This is a genomic window from Azospirillum sp. UENF 112521, from assembly GCF_058780665.1.
This window is the reverse complement of record NZ_JBSNCI010000002.1, coordinates 1,215,516-1,236,908: the sequence shown is the minus strand read 5'-3', so window position 1 is coordinate 1,236,908 and position 21,393 is coordinate 1,215,516. Positions and strand designations below refer to the sequence as shown.

General features: G+C 67.0%; 21 protein-coding genes and 1 pseudogene. 12 read left to right on the top strand and 10 right to left on the bottom strand.

Going from position 1 to position 21,393, the window contains the following annotated elements; all coding sequences use genetic code 11:
* Positions 1-66 precede the first annotated feature (66 nt).
* The 8 genes from ACWPN8_RS08155 to lexA all read left to right on the top strand — a co-directional run bounded on the left by ACWPN8_RS08155 (position 67) and on the right by lexA (position 6,277).
* Entirely contained in the window at positions 67-519 is a 453-nt protein-coding gene (locus ACWPN8_RS08155) for an STY0301 family protein (protein WP_109096275.1), read from the top strand.
* Positions 520-666: 147 nt separating this feature from the next.
* Positions 667-1,275 (top strand): anthranilate synthase component II, encoded by a 609-nt coding sequence (locus ACWPN8_RS08150; protein ID WP_492240462.1) that lies wholly within the window; start codon positions 667-669, stop codon positions 1,273-1,275.
* The gene (trpD, locus tag ACWPN8_RS08145; RefSeq protein WP_109096273.1) at positions 1,272-2,306 is read left to right on the top strand and encodes an anthranilate phosphoribosyltransferase; all 1,035 of its coding nucleotides are present in this window, start codon (positions 1,272-1,274) and stop codon (positions 2,304-2,306) included. Before ACWPN8_RS08150 ends, trpD begins: the two co-directional genes overlap by 4 nt.
* A complete protein-coding gene (trpC, locus tag ACWPN8_RS08140) occupies positions 2,306-3,109 on the top strand; it encodes an indole-3-glycerol phosphate synthase TrpC (protein ID WP_492240461.1) in 804 nt (267 codons plus the stop codon). The genes trpD and trpC overlap by 1 nt, the downstream gene beginning before the upstream one ends.
* A 4-nt stretch (positions 3,110-3,113) precedes the next feature.
* Entirely contained in the window at positions 3,114-3,611 is a 498-nt protein-coding gene (locus tag ACWPN8_RS08135) for a GNAT family N-acetyltransferase (RefSeq protein ID WP_492240460.1), read from the top strand.
* Positions 3,608-4,105, top strand: a complete 498-nt coding sequence (moaC, locus tag ACWPN8_RS08130; RefSeq protein WP_109096270.1) for a cyclic pyranopterin monophosphate synthase MoaC — start codon at positions 3,608-3,610, stop codon at positions 4,103-4,105. The genes ACWPN8_RS08135 and moaC overlap by 4 nt, the downstream gene beginning before the upstream one ends.
* Before the next feature lie 4 nt (positions 4,106-4,109).
* Entirely contained in the window at positions 4,110-5,339 is a 1,230-nt protein-coding gene (locus ACWPN8_RS08125) for a molybdopterin molybdotransferase MoeA (protein ID WP_109096269.1), read from the top strand.
* 212 nt (positions 5,340-5,551) lie between these two features.
* A complete protein-coding gene (gene lexA, locus ACWPN8_RS08120) occupies positions 5,552-6,277 on the top strand; it encodes a transcriptional repressor LexA (RefSeq protein WP_492240459.1) in 726 nt (241 codons plus the stop codon).
* 243 nt (positions 6,278-6,520) lie between these two features.
* Here the strand turns inward: lexA and ACWPN8_RS08115 are convergent, their stop codons facing one another.
* Positions 6,521-8,506 (bottom strand): ComEC/Rec2 family competence protein, encoded by a 1,986-nt coding sequence (locus tag ACWPN8_RS08115; RefSeq protein ID WP_492240458.1) that lies wholly within the window; start codon positions 8,504-8,506, stop codon positions 6,521-6,523.
* Between the two features lie 156 nt (positions 8,507-8,662).
* Between ACWPN8_RS08115 and gltX the strand changes: the two genes are divergently transcribed.
* The 3 genes from gltX to ACWPN8_RS08100 all read left to right on the top strand — a co-directional run bounded on the left by gltX (position 8,663) and on the right by ACWPN8_RS08100 (position 11,679).
* On the top strand, positions 8,663-10,069 hold the full coding sequence (gene gltX / locus ACWPN8_RS08110) for a glutamate--tRNA ligase (RefSeq protein WP_492240457.1): 1,407 nt from the start codon (positions 8,663-8,665) through the stop codon (positions 10,067-10,069).
* Positions 10,070-10,169: 100 nt separating this feature from the next.
* Positions 10,170-11,483: a citrate synthase gene (gltA, locus tag ACWPN8_RS08105; protein ID WP_174469813.1), complete on the top strand. Its 1,314-nt coding sequence runs from the start codon at positions 10,170-10,172 to the stop codon at positions 11,481-11,483.
* A 22-nt stretch (positions 11,484-11,505) separates the two neighbouring features.
* On the top strand, positions 11,506-11,679 hold the full coding sequence (locus ACWPN8_RS08100) for a hypothetical protein (protein WP_158285394.1): 174 nt from the start codon (positions 11,506-11,508) through the stop codon (positions 11,677-11,679).
* A gap of 9 nt (positions 11,680-11,688) precedes the next feature.
* Here ACWPN8_RS08100 and ACWPN8_RS08095 read toward each other — a convergent pair whose 3' ends face one another.
* Complete coding sequence (locus tag ACWPN8_RS08095) at positions 11,689-12,087, bottom strand: rhodanese-like domain-containing protein (protein WP_492240456.1); 399 nt, start codon at positions 12,085-12,087, stop codon at positions 11,689-11,691.
* 100 nt (positions 12,088-12,187) lie between these two features.
* Here ACWPN8_RS08095 and ftrA point away from each other — a divergent pair, with 100 nt between their 5' ends.
* Positions 12,188-13,222, top strand: coding sequence for a transcriptional regulator FtrA (ftrA, locus tag ACWPN8_RS08090; protein WP_492240455.1), 1,035 nt, complete (start codon positions 12,188-12,190; stop codon positions 13,220-13,222).
* Between the two features lie 12 nt (positions 13,223-13,234).
* Here ftrA and gloA read toward each other — a convergent pair whose 3' ends face one another.
* From gloA to rseP, 8 genes and pseudogenes are all read right to left on the bottom strand, one after another.
* Positions 13,235-13,630 carry a lactoylglutathione lyase gene (gene gloA / locus ACWPN8_RS08085; protein ID WP_098739969.1) on the bottom strand — a complete coding sequence of 132 codons (396 nt, stop codon included), beginning with the start codon at positions 13,628-13,630 and terminating at the stop codon, positions 13,235-13,237.
* Positions 13,627-14,856, bottom strand: a complete 1,230-nt coding sequence (gene lpxB / locus ACWPN8_RS08080; protein WP_492240454.1) for a lipid-A-disaccharide synthase — start codon at positions 14,854-14,856, stop codon at positions 13,627-13,629. Before lpxB ends, gloA begins: the two co-directional genes overlap by 4 nt.
* Before the next feature lie 11 nt (positions 14,857-14,867).
* Positions 14,868-15,725 carry an LpxI family protein gene (locus ACWPN8_RS08075; protein WP_109447350.1) on the bottom strand — a complete coding sequence of 286 codons (858 nt, stop codon included), beginning with the start codon at positions 15,723-15,725 and terminating at the stop codon, positions 14,868-14,870.
* A gap of 12 nt (positions 15,726-15,737) precedes the next feature.
* Positions 15,738-16,532 (bottom strand): acyl-ACP--UDP-N-acetylglucosamine O-acyltransferase, encoded by a 795-nt coding sequence (lpxA, locus tag ACWPN8_RS08070; RefSeq protein ID WP_492240453.1) that lies wholly within the window; start codon positions 16,530-16,532, stop codon positions 15,738-15,740.
* On the bottom strand, positions 16,529-17,011 hold the full coding sequence (fabZ, locus tag ACWPN8_RS08065; RefSeq protein ID WP_109447354.1) for a 3-hydroxyacyl-ACP dehydratase FabZ: 483 nt from the start codon (positions 17,009-17,011) through the stop codon (positions 16,529-16,531). Before fabZ ends, lpxA begins: the two co-directional genes overlap by 4 nt.
* Before the next feature lie 228 nt (positions 17,012-17,239).
* Complete coding sequence (locus ACWPN8_RS08060) at positions 17,240-17,884, bottom strand: OmpH/Skp family outer membrane protein (RefSeq protein ID WP_492240452.1); 645 nt, start codon at positions 17,882-17,884, stop codon at positions 17,240-17,242.
* A gap of 1 nt (position 17,885) precedes the next feature.
* Positions 17,886-20,226, bottom strand: a pseudogene (gene bamA / locus ACWPN8_RS08055) (outer membrane protein assembly factor BamA).
* Positions 20,227-20,253: 27 nt separating this feature from the next.
* On the bottom strand, positions 20,254-21,387 hold the full coding sequence (gene rseP / locus ACWPN8_RS08050) for an RIP metalloprotease RseP (protein ID WP_492240451.1): 1,134 nt from the start codon (positions 21,385-21,387) through the stop codon (positions 20,254-20,256).
* Between the last annotated feature and the right edge of the window lie 6 nt (positions 21,388-21,393).

Genomic DNA, 21,393 nt, shown 5'->3' with positions numbered 1-21,393 from the left:
ACACAAGACGGCCGCCGCAACGGCACCGTCTTTCCACTGGCCCGACCAGTCTCCGGAGACCGCCCGATGCGCCCTTTCCTCGTCATCGTCCCGCTGCTGCTGGCCACCGCCTCTCCGGCATTGGCTGCCGGCGGCCCGCAATGCCCGCCGACCGTCAGCGTGACCGCCCAGCCGGAGGCGCCCGGCGGCTGGGCGCCCTATCCGGGCCGTGACAGCCACGGCTTCATCGGCATCACCCTGATCGAGGGCGACCGCGCCCAGCAGATGGCCAGCGCCGCGCGCACCACCCTGGCGCCCGACAGCGAGACCAGGCATGCGCGCCGTCTGGTCCAGCTCTGGGAGTTCGACGCCGCGCAGCGCGGCAAGCTCTTCGTGCTCTGCCGGTATCGCGGCACCGAGGCGACGCTCGCCGCCGACCTGCCGCGCCAGACCCGCCGCTGCACCCTGACGCTGGAAACCGACATCCGCGGCAACGTCCTGGACGAGCCGAAGACGCCGCCGCAGCTCGACTGCCGGTGAGGACGCGGGGGCCCAGGGGCAAAGTTCTGCGCGGAGGCTGGAAATCCCCCTTTTCAGCCGCTAGGGTGTCCCTCGTTGGAACGGGGCCGGAACGGCCCGGACGACCCGGGCGACGGTGGCCGGGCAAAGGTGGAAGGCGGAAGGCGCATGCTGCTGCTCATCGATAACTACGACAGCTTTACCTACAACCTCGTCCATTACCTCGGCGAGCTTGGCGCCGACGTGCAGGTCCGCCGCAACGACGCCCTGACGGTGGACGAGGCGATGGCGCTCCGCCCCGACGGCATCGTCCTGTCCCCCGGCCCCTGCGATCCCGACCGCGCCGGCATCTGCCTGCCCCTGATCGACGCCGCCGCCAAGGCCCGCCTGCCTCTGATGGGCGTCTGCCTCGGCCACCAGTCCATCGGGCAGGCCTTCGGCGGCCGGGTGATCCGCGCGCCGGTTCCCATGCACGGCAAGGTCGACAACATCCGGCACGAGGGCCGCGGCGTGCTCGCCGGCCTGCCCAGCCCGTTCCGCGCCACCCGCTACCATTCGCTGATCGTCGAGCGCGACTCGCTGCCGGCCTGCCTGGAGGTGACCGGCGAGACCGCCGACGGCCTGATCATGGCGCTGGCCCACCGCGAGCTGCCGATCCACGGCGTGCAGTTCCATCCCGAAAGCATCGAGAGCGAGCACGGCCACCAGATCCTGCAGAACTTCCTGGATCTGACCCGTCCCCGCCCGGTGAACGCGGGCCTGGAGACCGCGGCATGAGCGGCGATCTGTCCGACATGAAGGCCATCCTGGGCAAGGTCGCCACCGGCGCCGCCCTGACCGAGGCCGAGGCTGGCTTCGCCTTCGACATCATCATGTCCGGCAACGCCACCCCGTCGCAGATGGGCGGCTTCCTGATGGCGCTGCGCGTCCGCGGCGAGACGGTGGACGAGATCACCGGCGCCGCCCGCGTCATGCGCGCCAAGGCGATCCCGGTCGAAGCGCCTCCCGGCACCATCGACACCTGCGGCACCGGCGGCGACGGTGCGGGCACCTACAACATCTCCACCGCCGCCGCGCTGGTGGTGTCGTCCTGCGGCGTGCCTGTCGCCAAGCACGGCAACCGCGCCATCTCGTCGAAGTCCGGTGCCGCCGACGTGCTCGGCTCGCTCGGCGTCAACCTCGACTGCGACTTCGCGCTGGTCCGCAAGGCGCTGTGGGACGCCGGCATCGCCTTCCTGATGGCGCCGCGCCACCACCTCGCCATGCGCAACGTCGGCCCGACCCGCGTCGAGCTCGGCACCCGCACCGTCTTCAATCTGCTGGGTCCGCTCGCCAACCCAGCGACCGCCAGGCGGCAGGTGCTTGGCGTCTTCTCCAAGCAGTGGGTGGAGCCGCTGGCCCAGGTGCTGAAGCGGCTGGGTTCCGAGGCCGCCTGGGTCGTCCATGGCTCCGACGGGCTGGACGAGATCACCACCACCGGCCCCACCACCGTCGCCCAGTTGAAGGACGGCGAGGTGACGGTGTTCGAGGTGACGCCGGAGGATGCCGGCCTGCCCCGCGCCCGAATCGAGGAGTTGAAGGGCGGCGACGCCCAGGTCAACGCCGAGGCGATCCATGCCCTGTTCGACGGGGTGCGCAGCCCCTACCGCGACATCGTCCTGTTGAACGCCGCCGCCGCCCTGCTGGTGGCCGGCAAGGCCGCGACCCTGAAGGACGGTGTCGCCCTGGCCGCCGACGCCATCGACAGCGGCGGCGCCCGCGACCGGCTGCGCCGGCTGGTCGCCATCACCAACGAGGCAGTGGCCTGATGAGCGACGTTCTGACCCGCATCAACGACGACAAGCGCGCCCTGGTGGCCTCCCGCAAGGCCGCCCGCCCTTTGTCGGAGGTGGAGGCCGCCGCCAGGGCCGCCAACGAGAGCAACCCGCCGCGTGGCTTCATCCGGGCGCTGAGCGCCGCGGTCGAGGCCGGGCGTTACGGGCTGATCGCCGAGATCAAGAAGGCGAGCCCGTCCAAGGGCCTGATCCGCGCCGACTTCGACCCGCCGGCCCTGGCCCGTGCCTACCGCGAGGGCGGTGCCACCTGCCTGTCGGTGCTGACCGACGAGCCCTATTTCCAGGGCAGGGACGAATATCTGGTGGCGGCCCGTGCCGCAGTGGATTTGCCGGTTCTGCGCAAGGACTTCATGGTCGATCCTTACCAGATCGTCGAAGCCCGCGCGCTGGGCGCCGACTGCATCCTGATCATCATGGCCTCCTTGTCCGACGCCCAGGCGGCGGAGATCGAGGACGCCGCCATCGCCCAGGGCCTGGACGTGCTGGTCGAGGTGCATGACCGCGCCGAGCTGGACCGCGCGCTGCTGCTGAGGACGCCGCTGCTGGGCGTCAACAACCGCAATCTCAAGACCTTGGCGGTCGATATTGCGACGACGGAGGAACTGGCCGCCAACGTGCCGGCCGACCGCATGCTGGTGGCCGAAAGCGGGCTCTACAACCCCGTCGATCTGGCGCGGATGGCGAAGGTCGGGGCGCGCTGCTTCCTGGTCGGCGAATCGCTGATGCGGCAGGCCGATGTGACCGCCGCCACCCGTGCCCTGCTGGCTCCGGTGTGATGCGATGACCGAGATGGTGGCCGATGTGACAGACGATGTGCTGATCGCTGCGGAGAGCCCGCGCCAGGATGCCGTGATCGCGCTGGTGGCGGCGCTCGACCGCTATCTGCTGGATCTCTATCCGGCGGATACCTGCCACCTGCTCGACATCGGCGAATTGGAAGCGCCGGACCTGCGCTTCCTCGTCGCCCGCAAGGACGGCGTTCCGGTCGGCTGCGCCGCACTCCGCGTCGATCCGACCGGCTATGGCGAGATCAAGCGGATGTATGTCGATCCCGCCACCCGCGGACAGCGCATCGGCGACCGTCTGCTCGCCCGGCTGGAGGATCTGGCGCGGGCGGAGGGCTTGGACGCCCTGCTGCTCGAATCGGGCATCCACCAGCCCGAAGCGCTGGCGCTCTACCGCAAGGCCGGCTTCACCGACCGCGGCCCCTATGCCTGCTACGAAGACAATGGCGTCAGCGTCTTCATGGAAAAATTTCTGACGGAGACCGCCCGATGACCGGCTTCACCCATTTCGACGCCGAGGGCAAGGCGGTGATGGTCGACGTCTCCGACAAGGCCGACACCGAACGCACCGCGACAGCCGCGGCGACCGTGCTGATGCAGCCGGAAACCCTTGATCTCATCATGCAGGGCGGGGTGAAGAAGGGCGACGTGCTGTCGGTCGCCCGGCTGGCCGGCATCATGGGGGCCAAGCGCACGCCCGACCTGATCCCGCTGTGCCACCCGCTGATGCTGACCTCGGTCAAGGTCGACCTGTCCTGCGACCCCGCCCGCAACGCGGTGGACGTGACGGCGACCTGCAAGCTGAAGGGCCAGACCGGCGTGGAGATGGAGGCGTTGACCGCCGTCACCATCGCAGCATTGACGGTCTACGACATGTGCAAGGCGGTGGACCGCGGCATGACCGTCACCGATGTGCGCCTGCTGCACAAGGCCGGCGGCAAGAGCGGCGAGTGGGGCGCGTCCACATCCTCCTCCACCGGAGCCTGACGCGATGATCTCCGTCGCCGAGGCGCGCGCCCGCATCCTGTCGGCCTTCGCCGCCCTCCCGGCGGAAACCGTCGCCCTGCCCGACGCGCTCGGCCGTGTGCTGGCCGAACCGGTGGTCGCCCGGCTGACCCAGCCGCCCTTTCACGCCGCCGCCATGGATGGCTGGGCCGTGCGTGCCGCCGACATCGCCGCTGCGACCGCCGAGGCCCCCGTCCCGCTGCGCCGCATCGGCGAATCCGCCGCCGGCCATGCCTTCACCGGCAGCGTCGGCCGGGGCGAGGCGGTGCGCATCTTCACCGGCGCGCCCCTGCCCGGCGGTGCCGACGCCGTGGTGATGCAGGAGGATTGCAGCGCCGACGACGCCACCGTGCGGATCGGCCGCGCCGTGGCCGCCGGCCGCTTCGTCCGCGAGGCCGGATTCGACTTCACGGCCGGTCAGGAGCTTCTGCCAAAGGGCCGGCGCCTGACCGCGCGCGACATCGCGCTGGCCGCCGGCGGCAACGTGCCTTGGCTGTCGGTCCATCGCCGGCCGCGCATCGCCGTGCTTGCCACCGGCGACGAGATCGCCCTGCCCGGCGACCCGCTGGGTCCGAGCCAGATCGTCAGCACCAATGCGCTTGGCCTCTGCGCCCTGGTGACCGCCCAGGGTGGGATCGCCCACAATCTGGGCGTCGCCAGGGACACGGCGGAGAGCGTGGCGGCACTGGCGAAGGGTGCGGCCGGTTGCGACCTGCTGGTCACCACCGGAGGGGCGGCACAGGGCGATTACGACCTCGTGCGCGATGTGCTTGCCGAACGCGGCGTGGCGCTGGAGGTGCAGACGGTGGCGATGCGTCCGGGCAAGGCGCTGATGTTCGGCCGTGCCGGGTCTGTGCCGCTGCTGGGATTGCCCGGCAACCCGGTGTCCACCGGCGTCACGGCGCTCCTGTTCCTCCGCCCGGTCCTGCGCGTGCTGCAGGGCCTGCCGCCGGAGGACGACCGTCTGCCGCTGCGCGCCCGCCTGACCGGCCCGTTGAGGGCCAACGACCGGCGCGAGGAGTATCTGCGCGCCACGCTGGCCGCCGGCCCGGACGGTGTCCTGACCGTGACACCCTTCGCCCGGCAGGACAGCGCCATCACCACCCTGTACGCCCAGGCCGATTGCCTGATCCCCCGCCCGCCCCATGCCGACCCGGAACCGGCCGGCGCGATGGTGACAGTGCTTCCTTTGACGGATGGGGCGCTCAGCATCTAGACTTCAGCAGAGCGCCTGAGCAGAGCGCCGGAACGGCCGGCTGGAACAGTTGAACATCACCCGGAAAACTGTTTCATGCCGTTCCAGATGTTCCCCTCAAGTTCTAAAAGATGCCGATGGAGGGCTTGACGCGCGGCAGGAACCAAACTAGAACATGGAGCAACGTTTAGTTTTTGTTCCATCTTCAGTCTGGCCGAGGCCGGGAGGCATCCATGCTCACGCGCAAGCAGCACGAATTGCTGCTGTTCATCCACGAACGGCTTGGCCAGGGCGGTGTCTCGCCGTCGTTCGACGAGATGAAGGACGCCCTGGGCCTGAAGTCCAAGTCGGGTATCCATCGCCTGATCACCGGGCTCGAGGAGCGCGGCTTCATCCGCCGCCTGCCCCACCGGGCCCGTGCGTTGGAGGTTCTGCGCCTTCCCGAGGGTCTCGACGCTTCCCGCAACCGGACCGCGGCTCCCAAGCCGAAGTTCCAGCCCAACGTCATCAAGGGCGATTTCGCCTTCGCCGGCCGCGACGCCGCTCCCCCCGCACCGACGCCGGCCGCCGCGAACGAGACGGTGCAGCTCCCGCTCTATGGCCGGATCGCCGCCGGTACGCCCATCGAGGCGCTGCGCGACAACAGCGCCTTCGTCGATGTCCCCGCCTCCATGCTGACCGGTGGCGACCATTATGCGCTGGAGGTTTCCGGCAACTCGATGATCGAGGCCGGCATCCTCGACCACGACACCATCGTCATCCAGCGCTGCGATGCGGCGGAGAACGGCACCATCGTCGTCGCTCTGGTGGACGAGGGCGAAGTGACGCTGAAGCGCCTGCGCCGCAAGGGCAACACCATCGCCCTGGAACCCGCCAACGCCGCCTATGAAACCCGCATCTTCGGCGCCGACCGCGTCCGCGTGCAGGGCAAGCTGGTCGGTCTCGTGCGCAAGTACTGAGCTTTTCGAGCCCAACCGCCGATCCTCTCCTCCGTCCCCGCGGCGGATGGGATCGGCGATGTCCAAGTTCCTCTCACTTTCCTCCGGTCCAGGGCCGATCTCCCCGCAGCCCGCGCACCGTCTCCACCGTCACCCCCTCGGCGGTCACCGTCAGCGTATGCGCGCCCTCATGGCGCAGGGTCCAGCGGTCCACCACCAGAATCCGCCCGGCAGCGCCGCGCCACCTCCGCCGTCACCACCGCATCAGCTGCCCCACAGTCCTCGTCCAGCGCATCCGGCAGCCGCGGCAACGCCACTGTCTTTCCCTGCACCCGGTACAGGCAGCCAAACGCGTCGCAGTCCAGCGACCGCCCTCCCCCGCTCCATCCCCCGTCGGCCGGCCAGGGATCGGCCACCGACCGCTCGCCATCGCGCTCCCGCCAGGTTTCGGTCATCCGGCCGCCGCCCTTGACCGATGCGCTCAGTCGTCCGTCCGGCAGCCTGACCGCCATCACCGTCCCGTCGCCGGCCACCAGCACATCCGGCCGCACCGCCAGCATCGGCGAGGCCAGCCCGGCCAGGACCGGCAGCATCCCCAGCCACCGCCACCAGCGCGTCCAAAGACAGAGCCAGATCCCTCCCATCACCAGCACCGCAAAGCCTTCCGCCGGCATCGCCGGCACGGTCAGCGAAGCCCAGGGGAGACGGCCGAAGAATTCCGCCGTCCAGATCACCGCCCGGTCGCCCCAGTTCATGGCGATCAGCGCCGGCGCCTCCAGTCCGAAGGGCAGCAGCGCGTAGGCGATCAGAACTCCACGGCATGACCCAGAAGGACGTGATGGGAATGGCGATCAGGTTCGACAGCACGCCATAGAAGGCGATCTGCTGGAAATGGAAGAGCGAGAAGGGCAAGGTCGCCAGCGTCGCCACCACGCTGGTCAGCAGGATCCCGCCGACATAGAACAGCCCGCGCACGATCCATCCCGCATCGCGCCGCCAGTCCGCCAGCCTGGCGCTGCCCTTCTCGAAGGCGGCGATCAGCGCCACCACCGCGGCAAAGGACATCTGGAAGCTCGGGCCCAGCATCCCCTCCGGATCCATCGCCATGGTGACCAGCCCGGCGAAGGCGACCAGCCGCATGCTCAACGGGTGACGGTCCAGCATGATCGCTCCCATCACCATGCCGGTCATCAGCACCGACCGCACCGTCGGCAGCGGCGCCCCGACCAGGAGCGTGTAGCCAAGCGCCGACAGGATGCCGAACAGCGCGGCGATCTTCTTGATCGGCCACCGCAGCGCGATGTAGGGCACCGACGCCAGCAACGCCCGCACGACATAGAACAGGATGCCGGCGGCGATGCCGACATGCAGGCCGGAGATCGACAGCAGATGCGCCAACCCGCTGTTGCGGAAGTCGTCCATCGTCGCTTCCGGGATGCCGAACTCCTCGCCGTTCAGCAGCGCCGTGGTGACGCTCGCCTCCACCGGGTCGCCGATGGCTGCCGCCACCCGCTCGGCAATCGCGCCGCGCGCCTTCTCGAAGGCGATGGCGACCGTGCTCCATCCCGTCACCGGCGGCGCCTCGACCAGTTCCGGCGCACCGGTGGCGAAGCCCGTGCCGCCCAGCCCCATGAACCAGGCCCGCCGCTGGAAGTCGAAGGCGCCTGGTTCGGCCGGCGCCTGCGGCGGCAGCAGCGTCGCCCGCAGCCGCACCACCGACCCGGGCGCTGGTGCCGGAAAGCGGTCCGACAGGCGGATGCGCACGGCGGCCGGCGTCCGTTCCGGCGCCAGCCTGCTGACGCTCACCTCCCGCAGTGTGATCCGCGTCGCGCCCGGCCGCCGTTCCACCGCCATCACCCGGCCGGTGACGGTCGCCCCGGCGATGCTGCGGCTCAGCACCGGTGCCGCCATGCGGATGGTGTGCGCCTGCGCCACCAGGAACCCCGCCGCCAGCATCAACAGCGCCATCGCCACACCGGTCATGGCGAACCATCGCCGCAGCGCCAGAACCAGCACCGCGCAGCCGCCGACCGCAGCCGCGCCAATCCACCAGTCGGGCTCCTGCCGCAGGCCGAAATAGAACGATACCCCCGCCCCGAAGGCGACGGGCAGCCACAGCACCCAGCGCTCGCCCTCCGCCTCCGCGAGCGCCACGAGTTGCCCACCCACGCGCGCCAGCAGGCGCCGCCAGCCTCCGCCGAGCGCCGGGGGGCCGTCGGTTTCCTCCTCCGGCCAGCCGGCGGCCGTCACCGGTAACGGATTCCGGGCGCAGCGATGCCACCCGCGAGCCCCTCAACGACCGTCCATGCGCGCATCGCATTGCCTCCAAGCCGGGTGGCTGTGTTAAACCACGGTGTCGAACCACCGGCGCATCATACCAGCGCCGAACCGGAAATTGAGAGACCGATGACCGTCGTCACCCGCTTCGCTCCGTCGCCGACCGGCTTTCTGCACATCGGCGGTGGCCGCACCGCCCTGTTCAACTGGCTGTACGCCCGCAACACCGGCGGTCAGTTCCTGCTGCGGATCGAAGACACCGACCGGCAACGGTCCACCGACGCGGCGGTGGACGCCATCATCGACGGGCTGAAGTGGCTGGGCCTGGATTGGGACGGCGATGCCGTCAGCCAGTTCGGGCGCAAGGACCGTCATGCCGAGGTCGCGCACCAGATGCTGGCCGCCGGCAAGGCCTATCGTTGCTATTGCAGCCCGGAAGAGCTGGAGGAGATGCGCGCCGCCCAGAAGGCCGCCGGCCAGCCGATGCGCTACGACGGCCGCTGGCGTGACCGTCCCGAGTCCGACGCCCCTCCGGGCGTGGCACCGGTGATCCGCCTGAAGGCGCCGCAGGAAGGCCAGACCGTCCTGAACGACCTCGTCCAGGGCGAGGTGACGGTGCAGAACGCCCAGCTCGACGACCTGATCCTGCTGCGCGCCGACGGCACGCCGACCTATCTGCTGGCGGTGGTGGTGGACGACCACGACATGGGCGTCACCCACGTCATCCGCGGCGACGATCATCTGACCAACACCTTCCGCCAGATCCAGATCTTCAATTCCATGGGTTGGGACCTGCCGCGCTTCGGCCATATCCCGCTCATCCACGGGCCGGACGGCGCCAAGCTGTCCAAGCGCCATGGCGCGCTGGGCGTCGATGCCTACCGCGACATGGGCTATCTGCCGGAGGCGGTCCGCAACTATCTGCTGCGGCTCGGCTGGTCGCACGGCGATGACGAGATCATCTCGACCGAACAGGCGATCGAGTGGTTCAACCTGGAGAGCATCGGCCGGTCGGCGTCGCGCTTCGACTTCGCCAAACTGGAGAATCTGAACGCCCATTATATGCGTCTGGCCGATGATTCCCGCCTGCTCGGCCTGATCGCCCCGAGGCTGGAGGCCGATCTCGGCCGCAACCTGTCCGAGGCGGAACGCGACCTTCTGACGCGGGCGATGAATGGGCTGAAGCAGCGCGCCCGCACTGTCGTCGATCTGGCCCAGAGCGCACGCTTCTACGTTGCGCCGCGGCCGCTCAGCTATGACGAAAAAGCAACCGCTCTGCTGGATGAAAAGGGCCGCACTCTGTTGAAGGAACTGGCGGCAGCCTTCGCCGCCGAGCCGGAATTCACCGCCGCCGCGCTCGAATCCCAGGTCCGCGCCTTCGCCGAGGCACGGGGCGAAAAGCTGGGCAAAGTGGCGCAGCCGCTGCGCGCCGCGCTGACCGGTTCGACGGTATCGCCGCCGATCTTCGAGGTGGCTGAACTGCTGGGTCGGGAAGCGACGCTTTCTCGCATCCGCGATGCAGCGGGTGCAGCATAATGGTCATTTCCGTGCGTTGCCATCGGGCAGCCATGGAACTATGCTGCGCCGACGAAAAAAGGGCGCTAAGCCCGACCCTCAACGATAAGGACGTGCCGAGATGACCCAGACTGAGGACGGCAAGGACACCGTTACCCTCATCGACAATAAGACGGGCAAGCAGGTCACGATGCCGATCATGCACGGCAGCGTCGGGCCGAGCGTGATCGACATCCGCAAGCTCTACGCCGAGACCGGCTATTTCACCTACGATCCGGGCTTCACCTCCACGGGCAGCTGCGAATCGGGCATCACCTACATCGACGGCGACGAGGGTGTGCTGCTGCACCGCGGCTACGCCATCGATGAGCTGGCCGAGCATTCGACCTTCCCGGAAGTCTGCTTCCTCCTGCTCAACAACCACCTGCCGACCGCGGCCGAGCGCACGGAGTTCGAGAACATCCTGCGCCGCCACTCGATGGTGCACGAGCAGCTGACCAAGTTCTACAGCGGCTTCCGCCGTGATGCCCACCCGATGGCGATCATGTGCGGCGTCGTCGGCGCCCTGTCGGCCTTCTACCACGACTCGCTGGACATCAACGATCCGACCGCGCGCAAGATCGCCGCGCACCGCCTGATCGCCAAGATGCCGACGATCGCGGCGATGGCCTACAAGTACTCGACCGGCCAGCCCTTCATGTATCCGCGCAACGACCTGTCCTACGCGGAAAACTTCCTCTACATGACCTTCGGCACGCCCTGCGAGCCGTTCAAGGTCAACCCGATCCTGTCCAAGGCGATGGACAAGATCTTCATCCTGCACGCCGACCACGAGCAGAACGCCTCGACCTCCACCGTCCGTCTGGCGGGTTCGTCGGGCGCCAACCCGTTCGCCTGCATCGCCGCCGGCATCGCCTCGCTGTGGGGTCCGGCCCATGGCGGTGCGAACGAAGCCGTGCTGAAGATGCTGGAGGAGATCGGCTCGGTGGAGCGCATCCCCGAGTTCGTCCGCCGCGCCAAGGACAAGAACGACAACTTCCGCCTGATGGGCTTCGGCCACCGGGTCTACAAGAACTACGACCCGCGCGCCCAGGTCATGCGCCAGACCTGCCACGAGGTTCTCGGCGAGCTCGGCATCAAGGACGAGCCGCTGCTGGACATCGCGATGGAGCTGGAGAAGATCGCCCTGTCGGACGAGTACTTCATCGAGAAGAAGCTCTATCCGAACGTCGATTTCTACTCGGGCATCATCCTGAAGGCGATGGGCTTCCCAACCAGCATGTTCACCGTGCTGTTCGCGCTGGCCCGCACCGTCGGCTGGATCAGCCAGTGGAAGGAGATGATCGAGGACCCGGTGCAGAAGATCGGCCGTCCGCGTCAGCTCTACACCGGCGACGTGAAGCGGCCCTTCGTGCCGCTGGCCGAGCGTGGCTAACCGGCCCACAGCCCATATCGGAATGGGCGGCTCCAACGGAGCCGCCCAGGACCCGACTGCGTACATCGTTCCGGCCCGGCGGGTGCGTCTGCGCCCGCCGGCCAACGACAATCGGGCGCCGCTTGGCTGGCGCGTCCGCCGGTTGATCGTCTATCTGCTGATCCTGGCGCTGATCGCCGGGATCGTCTTCGTCTGAGGCAGTCCCTCAGCCGTCGCTTTCCAACGCGAAGCCTTCGTCGATCCAGCCGGTCACGCCGCCGATCATCAGTTTGACCGGCCGCCCGATCCGTGCCAGACGCAATGCCGCACGATCCGCCCCGTTGCAATGGGGGCCGGCGCAATACACCACGAACAGCGTCCCATCAGGCCACTCGGCCATCCGCCGCTCCGTGATCTTGCCATGTGGCAGGTTCAAGGCACCCGGCACATGGCCACGCGCGTAAGCTGCCGGCCCGCGGACATCGAGCAGGACGAAATCCGGCGCCCCGGACTTCGATGAGTTGTGAACATCCCAGCAATCGGTTTCCAGCGACAGGCGCCTGGCAAAGTGCGCCTCCGCCTGTTCGGAAGGAGCGGCGGGTATTTCGCTGACGAGACTGGCCATGCTATCCTCTTCGCAATTGCCCGATGAATGATGAGGATCCAATCTTCCCTGTGACGGCATCGGCTGGAAAGTGGCGCGGTTGCCAGCTATCGTGCAGTTCATGCCAAAAGCCATTTCCCCGCTGGCGGTCGCACTCGCCTATGACGGTCTGTGCACCTTCGAGTTCGGTGTCGCCGTCGAGGTGTTCGGCCTTCCCCGTCCGGAGTTGGGACCGGATTGGTATCGCTTCGCCGTTGCGGCACTCGACGACGGCCCGTTGCGTGCCATGGGAGGCATCCGCATCGAGGCGGATGGCGGTCTCGACCTGCTCGACCAAGCCGACATCATCGTCATTCCCGGATGGCGCGGCGCACTGGAGCCGGTTCCCGTTGCATTGACTGCCGCCCTTCGACAGGCCGACGCCAGGGGCGCCCGCATCCTGTCGATCTGCTCCGGGGCTTTCGTTCTCGCCGCATCCGGTCTGCTCAACGGCCGCCGGGCGACCACTCACTGGCGATATGCCGCAGCGCTTGCGGACCTCTATCCCGACATCCGGGTGGTGCCCGATGTGCTGTATGTGGACGAAGGCAACATTCTGACCTCGGCCGGCAGCGCGGCCGGCATCGACCTCTGCTTGCATCTTGTTCGTCGCGATTTCGGCCCGGAGGCTGCGAACAGCGTCGCCCGCCGCTTGGTGGTGCAGCCCCACCGCGAAGGCGGCCAAGCGCAGTTCATCGAAACGCCCGTGCCGATTGCCCGCGAGGGTGCGCGCCTGGCCCCCCTGCTCGACCATCTGCGGGAAACGCTGGCAGAGGACCATAGCTTGTCCAGCATGGCGTCGCGGGCGGGCATGAGCCTGCGGACCTTTCTGCGCCGCTTTCAGGCGATGACCGGCACCACCCCCGGCGACTGGCTGCTGACCGAACGTCTCGCCCGCGCCCGCGAGGTGCTGGAATGCAGCAGCCTGCCAGTGGAGGAGGTCGCGACCTTGACCGGCTTCGGTTCCGCCTCCACCCTGCGCCATCATTTCCGGCAAAGGCTGGGCCTCAGCCCGGCAAGTTACCGGACGCGATTCCGCCGGATTCCTGTCGATGAGCCGACCGCATCGAAAAAGGGCGCGGCCGTCACCGACCACGCCCTTTCCCGAAAGCGGTAATGTCGCGAACGGTCACTTCCGCTCGATCAGCTCGACCTTATAGCCGTCCGGATCCTCGATGAAGGCGATCACCGTGGTTCCGTGCTTCATCGGGCCGGGCGGACGCGGGATTTTCACGCCTTCGGCCGCCAGCTTCTCGCAGGTGCCGTAGATGTCCGGTACGCCCAGCGCGATGTGGCCATAGGCGGTGCCGATCTCGTACGGCTCCTTCTGATCCCAGTTGTGGGTCAGTTCTAAGACGGCGGTGTCGGACTCTTCGCCATAGCCGACGAAGGCGAGGGTGAAACGGCCGCCCTCAAAGTCGTTTCGGCGCAGCAATTTCATACCCAGCAGCCGGGTGTAGAAGTCCAGCGACTTCTCCAGATCCAACACGCGCAGCATCGTATGCAACAGACGGAATTCGCTCATGGTCTCTGTTCTCCCGTTCGGGGTTTGCCCTCTAGGGGCCTGATCGAGCGGTGCTCTGCGACAACGTCCAGAATGGCGCGCGCGGCCCGTTCGCTCGGCGGGATATCTCCCTGCCCCAGCCAGCGGGCAACCTCGGCGACGCCGTCGACCTGCACTTGGCGCGCCTTCGGATCGTCCAGCAGGCGCCCCACTTCGGCCGCCAGCTTATCGGGGCGGCAGTCCTGTTGCAGCAGTTCCGGAACCAGCATGCGGTCGAGCATCAGGTTGACGAGGTTCACATACTTGACCCGGATCAGCCGCCGATAGAGCGCGACCGTCACCGGGTTGAGGCGATAGGCGATGACCGTCGGCAGCCGGGCAAGCGCCAACTCCAACGCCACCGTCCCGGAAGCGGCAAGCGCCACCTCCGCCGCGGCGAAGGCGTCGTATTTCTCCGTGTCCCCCTCGACAAGAAGGGTTCGGACCGGCCAGTCAGCAATGGCGGCAGCAACACGGTCGCGCACCGTCGCCACAGTCGGCACCACCGCCACCAGATCGGGATGGGACGGGCGCAGCAGTTCCAACGTCGCTCGGAAATCCGGCAGCAAGCGCGACACCTCGCCCTTGCGGCTGCCTGGAAGCACGGCCACGACACGGTCGGTCGCGGCAATCCCATGGCGTTGCCGGAATCCCGGACCGTCTCCCCTGCCCGCCCGACCCTCGACAACCGAATGGCCGACGAAGGTGCAGGCAAGCCCCTCCTTCTCGAAATAGGGCGGCTCGAACGGAAGCACCGCAAGAAGGTGATCGTAGATGGCCGCATACTTCGCCGCGCGCTTGGGCTTCCATGCCCAGACCGTCGGAGCCACGTAATGGACCAACGGAATTGCCGGATCGGCCGCACGGACCTTCTTCGCAACGCGCACCGTGAATCCGGGCGAGTCGATACCGACCACCGCGTCGGGACGCATGCGCAGGATTTCAGCCACCGTCTGGTCGATGCGACGGATCAGGTTCGGCAAATGGGGCAGCAGTTCGAAAATGCCGAACAGTGTCAGCTCCGCCATCGGAAAGAGGCTGACCAGCCCTTCCGCCGTCATCCGCTCGCCGCCGATGCCGACGAAGCGCACCTTGCCGCCGGTCAGCCGCTTCGCCGCCGCCATCAACCGGGCGCCAAGCGCATCGCCGGACGGCTCGCCCGCAATCAGGAACAGCGTCGGTGCATCGCCAACAACATCGTCATCCATGTCACCGGCAGTCATTGCGGAATCTCGATGCCGACGACGAACAGGCCAAGACGGTCTGCCGCCTCGGCCACCGCGGCACGGTCGACCAGCAGGCTGCCGCCGGCTTCGACCGCGATGCCACGCAGCCCCGAGGCCGCAGCACGTTCCACGGTGGTGACACCCATGGTGGGCAGGTCGATGCGGCGGTCCTGCCGGGGCTTCTTCACCTTGACCAACACCCCGCCAAGGCCCGGCCGGATCACTCCGGCGCAGCGGCCAAGCATCGCATCGGTCCCCTCAATCGCCTCGACCGCGAGGACGATGCCTTGCTGAACCACCGCTCCCTGCCCCACGTCGAGCGCGCCAAGGGCACGGGCAACCTCGATCCCGCGGGCAATGTCGCGTTCCGCGTCGGCATCGGGCATCAGCCGGCCGACCGGTCCCGCAACGGTCAGCAGATCCTTCAGCAGTTCGTGCAAACCGACCACACGGAACCCGTCCTCTTCGACCTCGCGCACGACGGCGCGCAGCAGGCCGTCGTCGCCCAAAGCGCGTGTCCCGACGCGGGCGAGAAAGCGCGCGGTGCGCCAATCCGGCATCAGTTCGGTAAAGGACGGTCGCCTGACGGGACCGGCGAGCACGACCTCGCCGACACCTTCCTCGTGAAGGCGGCGCAGGATCGTGCCGGCAGCGCCGAAACGGCTCCAGAGATGCGGAAGCCCCGCGACCGTCTGCGGATCGGTATGACCGTCGAAGGCGATGATGAAGACTTCACGGCCCTGCCCACGCACCGCTTCGGCGATGCGGGCGGGCAGCGTGCCGCCGCCGGCGAGGATCGCCAGCTTGGGTCCAGCCGCCGGCGATCCTGTGCTTTGCGCGGTATCGGCCATCGGCCGGCTGCCTCAGCTCTCGCGCGGCTGGCAAAGAGACCGGGCTTCCTTGGCCCGGATGAAAGACAGAACATCCGAAATCAGCGCCCGCTCGCCAAAATCGCGCCCGACCCCGTCGACCCGCTCGGCGAAGGTGCCTTCCGGACCGAACAGCATGCGATAGGCTGCACGCAGGGCGTGGATGTCGTCCTTCTTGAAGCCGCGACGCTCCAGCCCCACAAGGTTCAGGCCGGCAAGCCGCGCCCGGTCGCCCATCACGAGACCGAAGGGAATCACGTCGTTCTCAACGCCCGACATGCCGCCGATCATGGCGTGGGAGCCGATGCGCACGAACTGGCGCACCGCCGACAACCCGCCGATGATGACATAGTCGCCCAGCGTCACATGGCCGCCCAGGGTGGCGTTGTTGGCCATGATGACATGATCGCCGACGACGCAGTCATGGGCCACATGCGAGCCCATCATGAACAGCCCGTCGTCCCCGACGCGGGTGATCATGCCGCCGCCCTCGGTGCCCGGGTTCATCGTCACATGCTCGCGAATCTGGTTGCGGGCACCGATGACAAGCTCCGACGGCTCGCCATGGAACTTCAGATCCTGCGGGCGATGGCCGATGGACGCAAAGGGGTAGATGACGGTGTCCGCACCGATGCTGGTGCGCCCAGCGACCGCCACATGCGAAACCAGCCGAACGCCATCGCCCAGCGTGACGTCGGGACCAACGACGCAGAAGGGGCCGACGCTGACCCCTTCCCCCAGCTTGGCCGCGGGATCGACGATGGCGGACGGATGGATGGTAACGGTCATTTTTCGTCCAGAATCATGGCGGAATAGACGGCTTCGGCGACGAGGACGCCGTTGACCTTGGCCTCGCCCTTGAACTTCCACACGTTGGCGCGCTGGCGCTGCTTGGTGACGTGGATGTGGATGGTGTCGCCGGGGGTGACGGGACGGCGGAAACGCGCCTCGTCGACGGTCATGAAATAGACCAGCTTGCCTTCGGCATCCGGACCCAGCGTGGCAACCACCAGAACGGCGGAGGTCTGGGCCATCGCCTCGATGATCAGCACGCCCGGCATCACGGGACGCGACGGGAAATGCCCCTGGAAGAAGGGTTCGTTGATCGTGACGTTTTTCACGCCGGTGGCGCCTTCGCCCAGCGTGACATCGATCACCCGGTCGATCATCAGGATCGGGTAGCGATGCGGAATCATCTTCATGATCCGCAGGATGTCGATGTCGTCGATCTTGTTGCTTTGTGCGCTGTTGTCCGCCGTCACGTCCATTGCCCGGCCGCCCGCCTTTCCACCAACCGATAGAGTTCAGTTTTCCCCGTTTCAGGGAATGGGCACCGCCGCCCCGATGGGGGCCACCGGCACCTTCTTGTTTGCTCCGCCTTCTTGCCCCATTTCCGCGGCGACCGCAACGCCGAACCCGGAAGAGCACCGAGACCGGAAACAGAACGGGGCCGCCGCCTTCCACCCGGGATGGCAGCGGCCCCGGTCAGAGTTGCATCACTGCTTCGGAACGTTCAGTGCAACCTGCGGCAGCTTCTTGTTCACCCGCTCCATCACCATGTCGGTAACGTCGAGTTGAGTGTCGACCAGAACGAACTGCTGGCGGGCCAGGACGAGATTGGCACCCCGCTCACGGGAAATGTCGGCGACCACTTCGACCATCGTCTTGTGAACGACGGCCATCGCCTCGTTCAGGCTGGTTTCCAGGGCGCGCTTGCGGGTCTGCACCGTCTTCTGGACGTCGGCGACCTGCTTTTCAAAGTCGCGGCGCTTGGTAGCGAGCGCTTCCGGCGAAAGAACGGTCTGCTGCTTGCGCAGTTCGTCCTCGTTCTTGCGGAGCTTGTCCTCCAGCGCGGAGATTTCCTTCTGGTAGGAGTCGCGCAGCGATTCGAAGGACTTGGTGATGCCCTTCGACGCGTTCAATTCCTGCATGATCTTCTGCACGTCGATCACGGCAATGACCGGAGCCTTCAGCTCCGCACCCGGCGCCGGCACATCGGTCTTGGGAGCTTCCGCCTTGGGAGCCTCGGCCTTGGGCGCCGACTGGGCCTGAACAGCACCTGCGGTAAGAACGAGACCGGCAGCCGTGACGACCGACAGAAGGGCGACGCGAAGCCGCGTCTTGGACAGCGTGGATTGCATCTTAGAACCTGGTTCCGAAGCTGAAGCGGACGAGCTCTTTCTTGTCGTAGCCTTCCTTGCGGATCGGCAGCGCAACGTCGAGCCGGATGGGGCCGAACGGCGACTTCCACGACACACCGGTGCCGATGGAAACGCGGATGCTCTCGTCATCCTTCACGTTCGGAATCTTTGATGTCGACCTTGCCGAGGGTGCCGACGTCGGTGAAGGCATGCCCGAGCAGGCCGAATTCCTCCGGCAGGCCGAACGGGAAGCTCATCTCCACCGACGCACGGGCATAGCGCGTACCACCCAGCGCGTCGCCGGTCGAAACGTCGCGGGGGCCGATGCCGGCGGTGTTGAAGCCGCGCAGGGTATCGCCGCCGATGAAGAAGCGGTCGCCGAGATCCACCTTCTTGCCGAGACCGTGGATGTAGCCGATCTCACCGGTCGTGCTGAGCACCCACTGGTCATCGCCGAGCGGCAGATAGTATCCACCGGCCAGCTTGTTCCGCAGGAAGCGCACCGAGCCGCCGAGGCCGGCAATGTCGTTGGTCAGGCGGATGAAATAACCTTCCGTCGGCGTCAGCTTGCTGTTGCGGACGTCGTAGGTCAGCTCCTGGCCGATCAGCGAGGTCAGCCGTTCGCCGCGCTGCTCCTGGATGTACTTCGACGCGGTCGTCGGCACTTCCTCGATCAGCGTGTCCTGCAGCTGGTAGTAGACGCGCTGGCGCAGGCGCTCGGTCAGCGGATAGCCGAGGCGCAGGGCGAATCCGGTGTTCTTCTCGTTGAACGAGCTTTCATCCTGGTAGTTGTAGCGTGTCCGGAACACGTCGACGCCGGCCGACAGGTCGCGGTCCATGAAGTACGGCTCCGTGAAGGAGATATCGTACAGCTGGCGCCGGCCCGACAGGGTCGCACCCAGACGCAGATCCTGACCGCGGCCAAGCAGGTTGCGCTCGCGGATCGAGAAGTCACCCAGCGGACCGTCGGAGGTCGAGAAGCCGGCACCGATGGAGATTTCACCGGTGGATTGCTCTGCGACATCGACATTGACCACGGTGCGGTCGGGCGCGCTGCTCTCGGCGGTCGTGATGTTCACGCGCTCGAAGAAACCAAGATCCTTGATGCGCTGTTCCGAGCGCTTCAACTTCGAGGAGTTGAAGGGGTCGCCTTCGGACAGCAGCATCTCGCGACGGATCACCTTGTCGAGCGTGCGGACGTTGCCCGAGATGTCGATGCGGTCGACGAAGGTGCGCGGCCCTTCGTTGATCTCGTAGGTGATGTCGATCGTGTGGGTTTCGCGGTTGCGCGTGATCCGCGGCCGGACATCGACGAAAGCGTATTGCAGATCGCCGACAGCGTTCGTCAGCTTGGTGATGGTGTCTTCAACCTTCTGGGCGTTGTACCAATCGCCCTCGGTGGTGAGCACGCTGTTCTGCAGAACGGCCGGATCGAGCTGCTTCAGCGAGGTGTTGATGTCGACCTTGCCGAATTTGTAACGCTCACCTTCCTCGATGGTGAAGGTGATGAAAAAGTCCGACTTGTCCGGCGTCAACTCGGCGACCGCAGACACCACGCGGAAGTCGGCATAGCCTTCCTTCAGATAGAATCGGCGCAGCAGGTCGCGGTCGTAGCTCAACCGGTCGGGATCGTAATTGTCATCCGACGTCAGGAAGCGCCACCAGGCCGATTCCTTCGTCTGGACGTTCTCTCGCAGGGTGCCGTCCGAGAAATGTTCGTTGCCGATGAAGGTGATGCCGCGCACACCGGTGCGCACGCCCTCGTTGATCTCGAACACCAGATCAACGCGGTTCTGGTCGAGCTGGATGATCTTCGGCTCGACCGTCGCGCCGAAGCGGCCCTGGCGGCGATAGATGTCCTGGATGCGCTGGACGTCGGACTGGACACGGGTGCGCGTGTAGACGACGCGGGGACGCAGCTGGATTTCCTTATCCAGCGTCTCCTTGTCGATGCGCCGGTTCCCCTCGAACGCGATGCGATTGATGATCGGGTTTTCGGCGACCGTCACGACCAGTGCATCGCCCTCGCGCTTCAGCACGACGTCGGCGAACAGGCCGGTGTTGAACAGCGACTTCAACGACTGATCGATCCGGTCGGGATCGAACGGGTCGCCCGGCTGGATCGTCAGATAGGAGCGGACCGTGGAGGGCTCGATTCGCTGGGTGCCTTCGACCCGGATGTCGCGCACCGTACCGCCACTGAACACCTGGGCGACCATGGACCCCGTGGCACCCGTCGCCCGTCCGGGCGAGGATGCGGTTTGGGCGTGGGCGACAGACACCGTCGTCATGGCGCAGCCGGCCAGCAGGCCCGCCACCAGAACTTTGCTCGACACCGGCAAATCACGCTCCCTGGCAAGGGGCTGGCTTTAGGAAACCAGTCCCCGGAAGAAATCGACCACGCGCAACTGAACCAAGTCGTTCCACGTGGCGAAGACCATGAGCGTTAATACCAAGGCCAATCCAATTCGGAAACCGTATTCTTGCGCTCGCGCTCCCAACGGCCGGCCGAGCAGCTTTTCGATCCCGTAAAAAAGCAGGTGTCCGCCATCGAGCATCGGGACCGGGAACAGGTTGATCAGCCCCAGATTGACCGACAGGAAGGTCATGAACCAAACCAGCGGATACCAGCCGGACTGGGCCACCTCGCCCGACATCTGGGCGATGCGGAGCGGCCCGCCCAGCTCCTCCGTCCCGCGCGATCCCTGGACCATCTGGCCCAGCGCGGTGAAGGTGCCGGTGATCATGCCTGCGACTTCTCGTCCCGCCTGCCAGACGGCGGTCAGGGGATCGTGGCGCATCATACCGACGCTGCCGCGGCTGATCCCGAGCAGCCCGATCTGATGGGCGTTGCCGAGTTGGTCGGTGACGGTCTGCGAATCCGGCGTCGCGGTCAGGGTCATCACCCGGCCATCGCGCTTCAACTCGACCGCCAGCGGCTGGCCGGGACGGATCGAAACGATCTGGCGGATTTCCTCGAATCGCTGGACGCCGGTGCCGTCGACCGACAGGATCAGGTCGCCCGGCTGGATGCCGGCCCGCTCCGCGGCACTGCCTGGCTGGATGCCGCCGACGTCAGGCGGGGTGAAGGACTGGCCGGCCGTCATGAACAGCAGGGCCAGCACGACGATGGAAAAGACGAAATTGGCAATCGGACCGGCAGCGACGATGGCCGCGCGCTGCCCCACCCGCTTGTGGTGGAAGGAGACCGCACGCTCCTCCGCTGACATTGCGGTCAGATGCGCGCCCGGCGTGCTGGCCGGATCGGCGTCGCCGAACATCTTGACGTAGCCGCCGAGCGGCAGAGCGCTGAACTTCCAGCGCGTGCCGGCACGGTCGGTAAAGCCGAAGATCTCCGGCCCGAAGCCGATGGAGAAGGTCTCGATCCGCACGCCATTGCGCCGCGCGACCAGATAGTGACCAAGCTCGTGCACGAACACGAGCACGGTGAGGACCAGAAGGAAGGCCAACACCGAGGTCCAGAAACCGCCGATAACGTCCATTTCAAC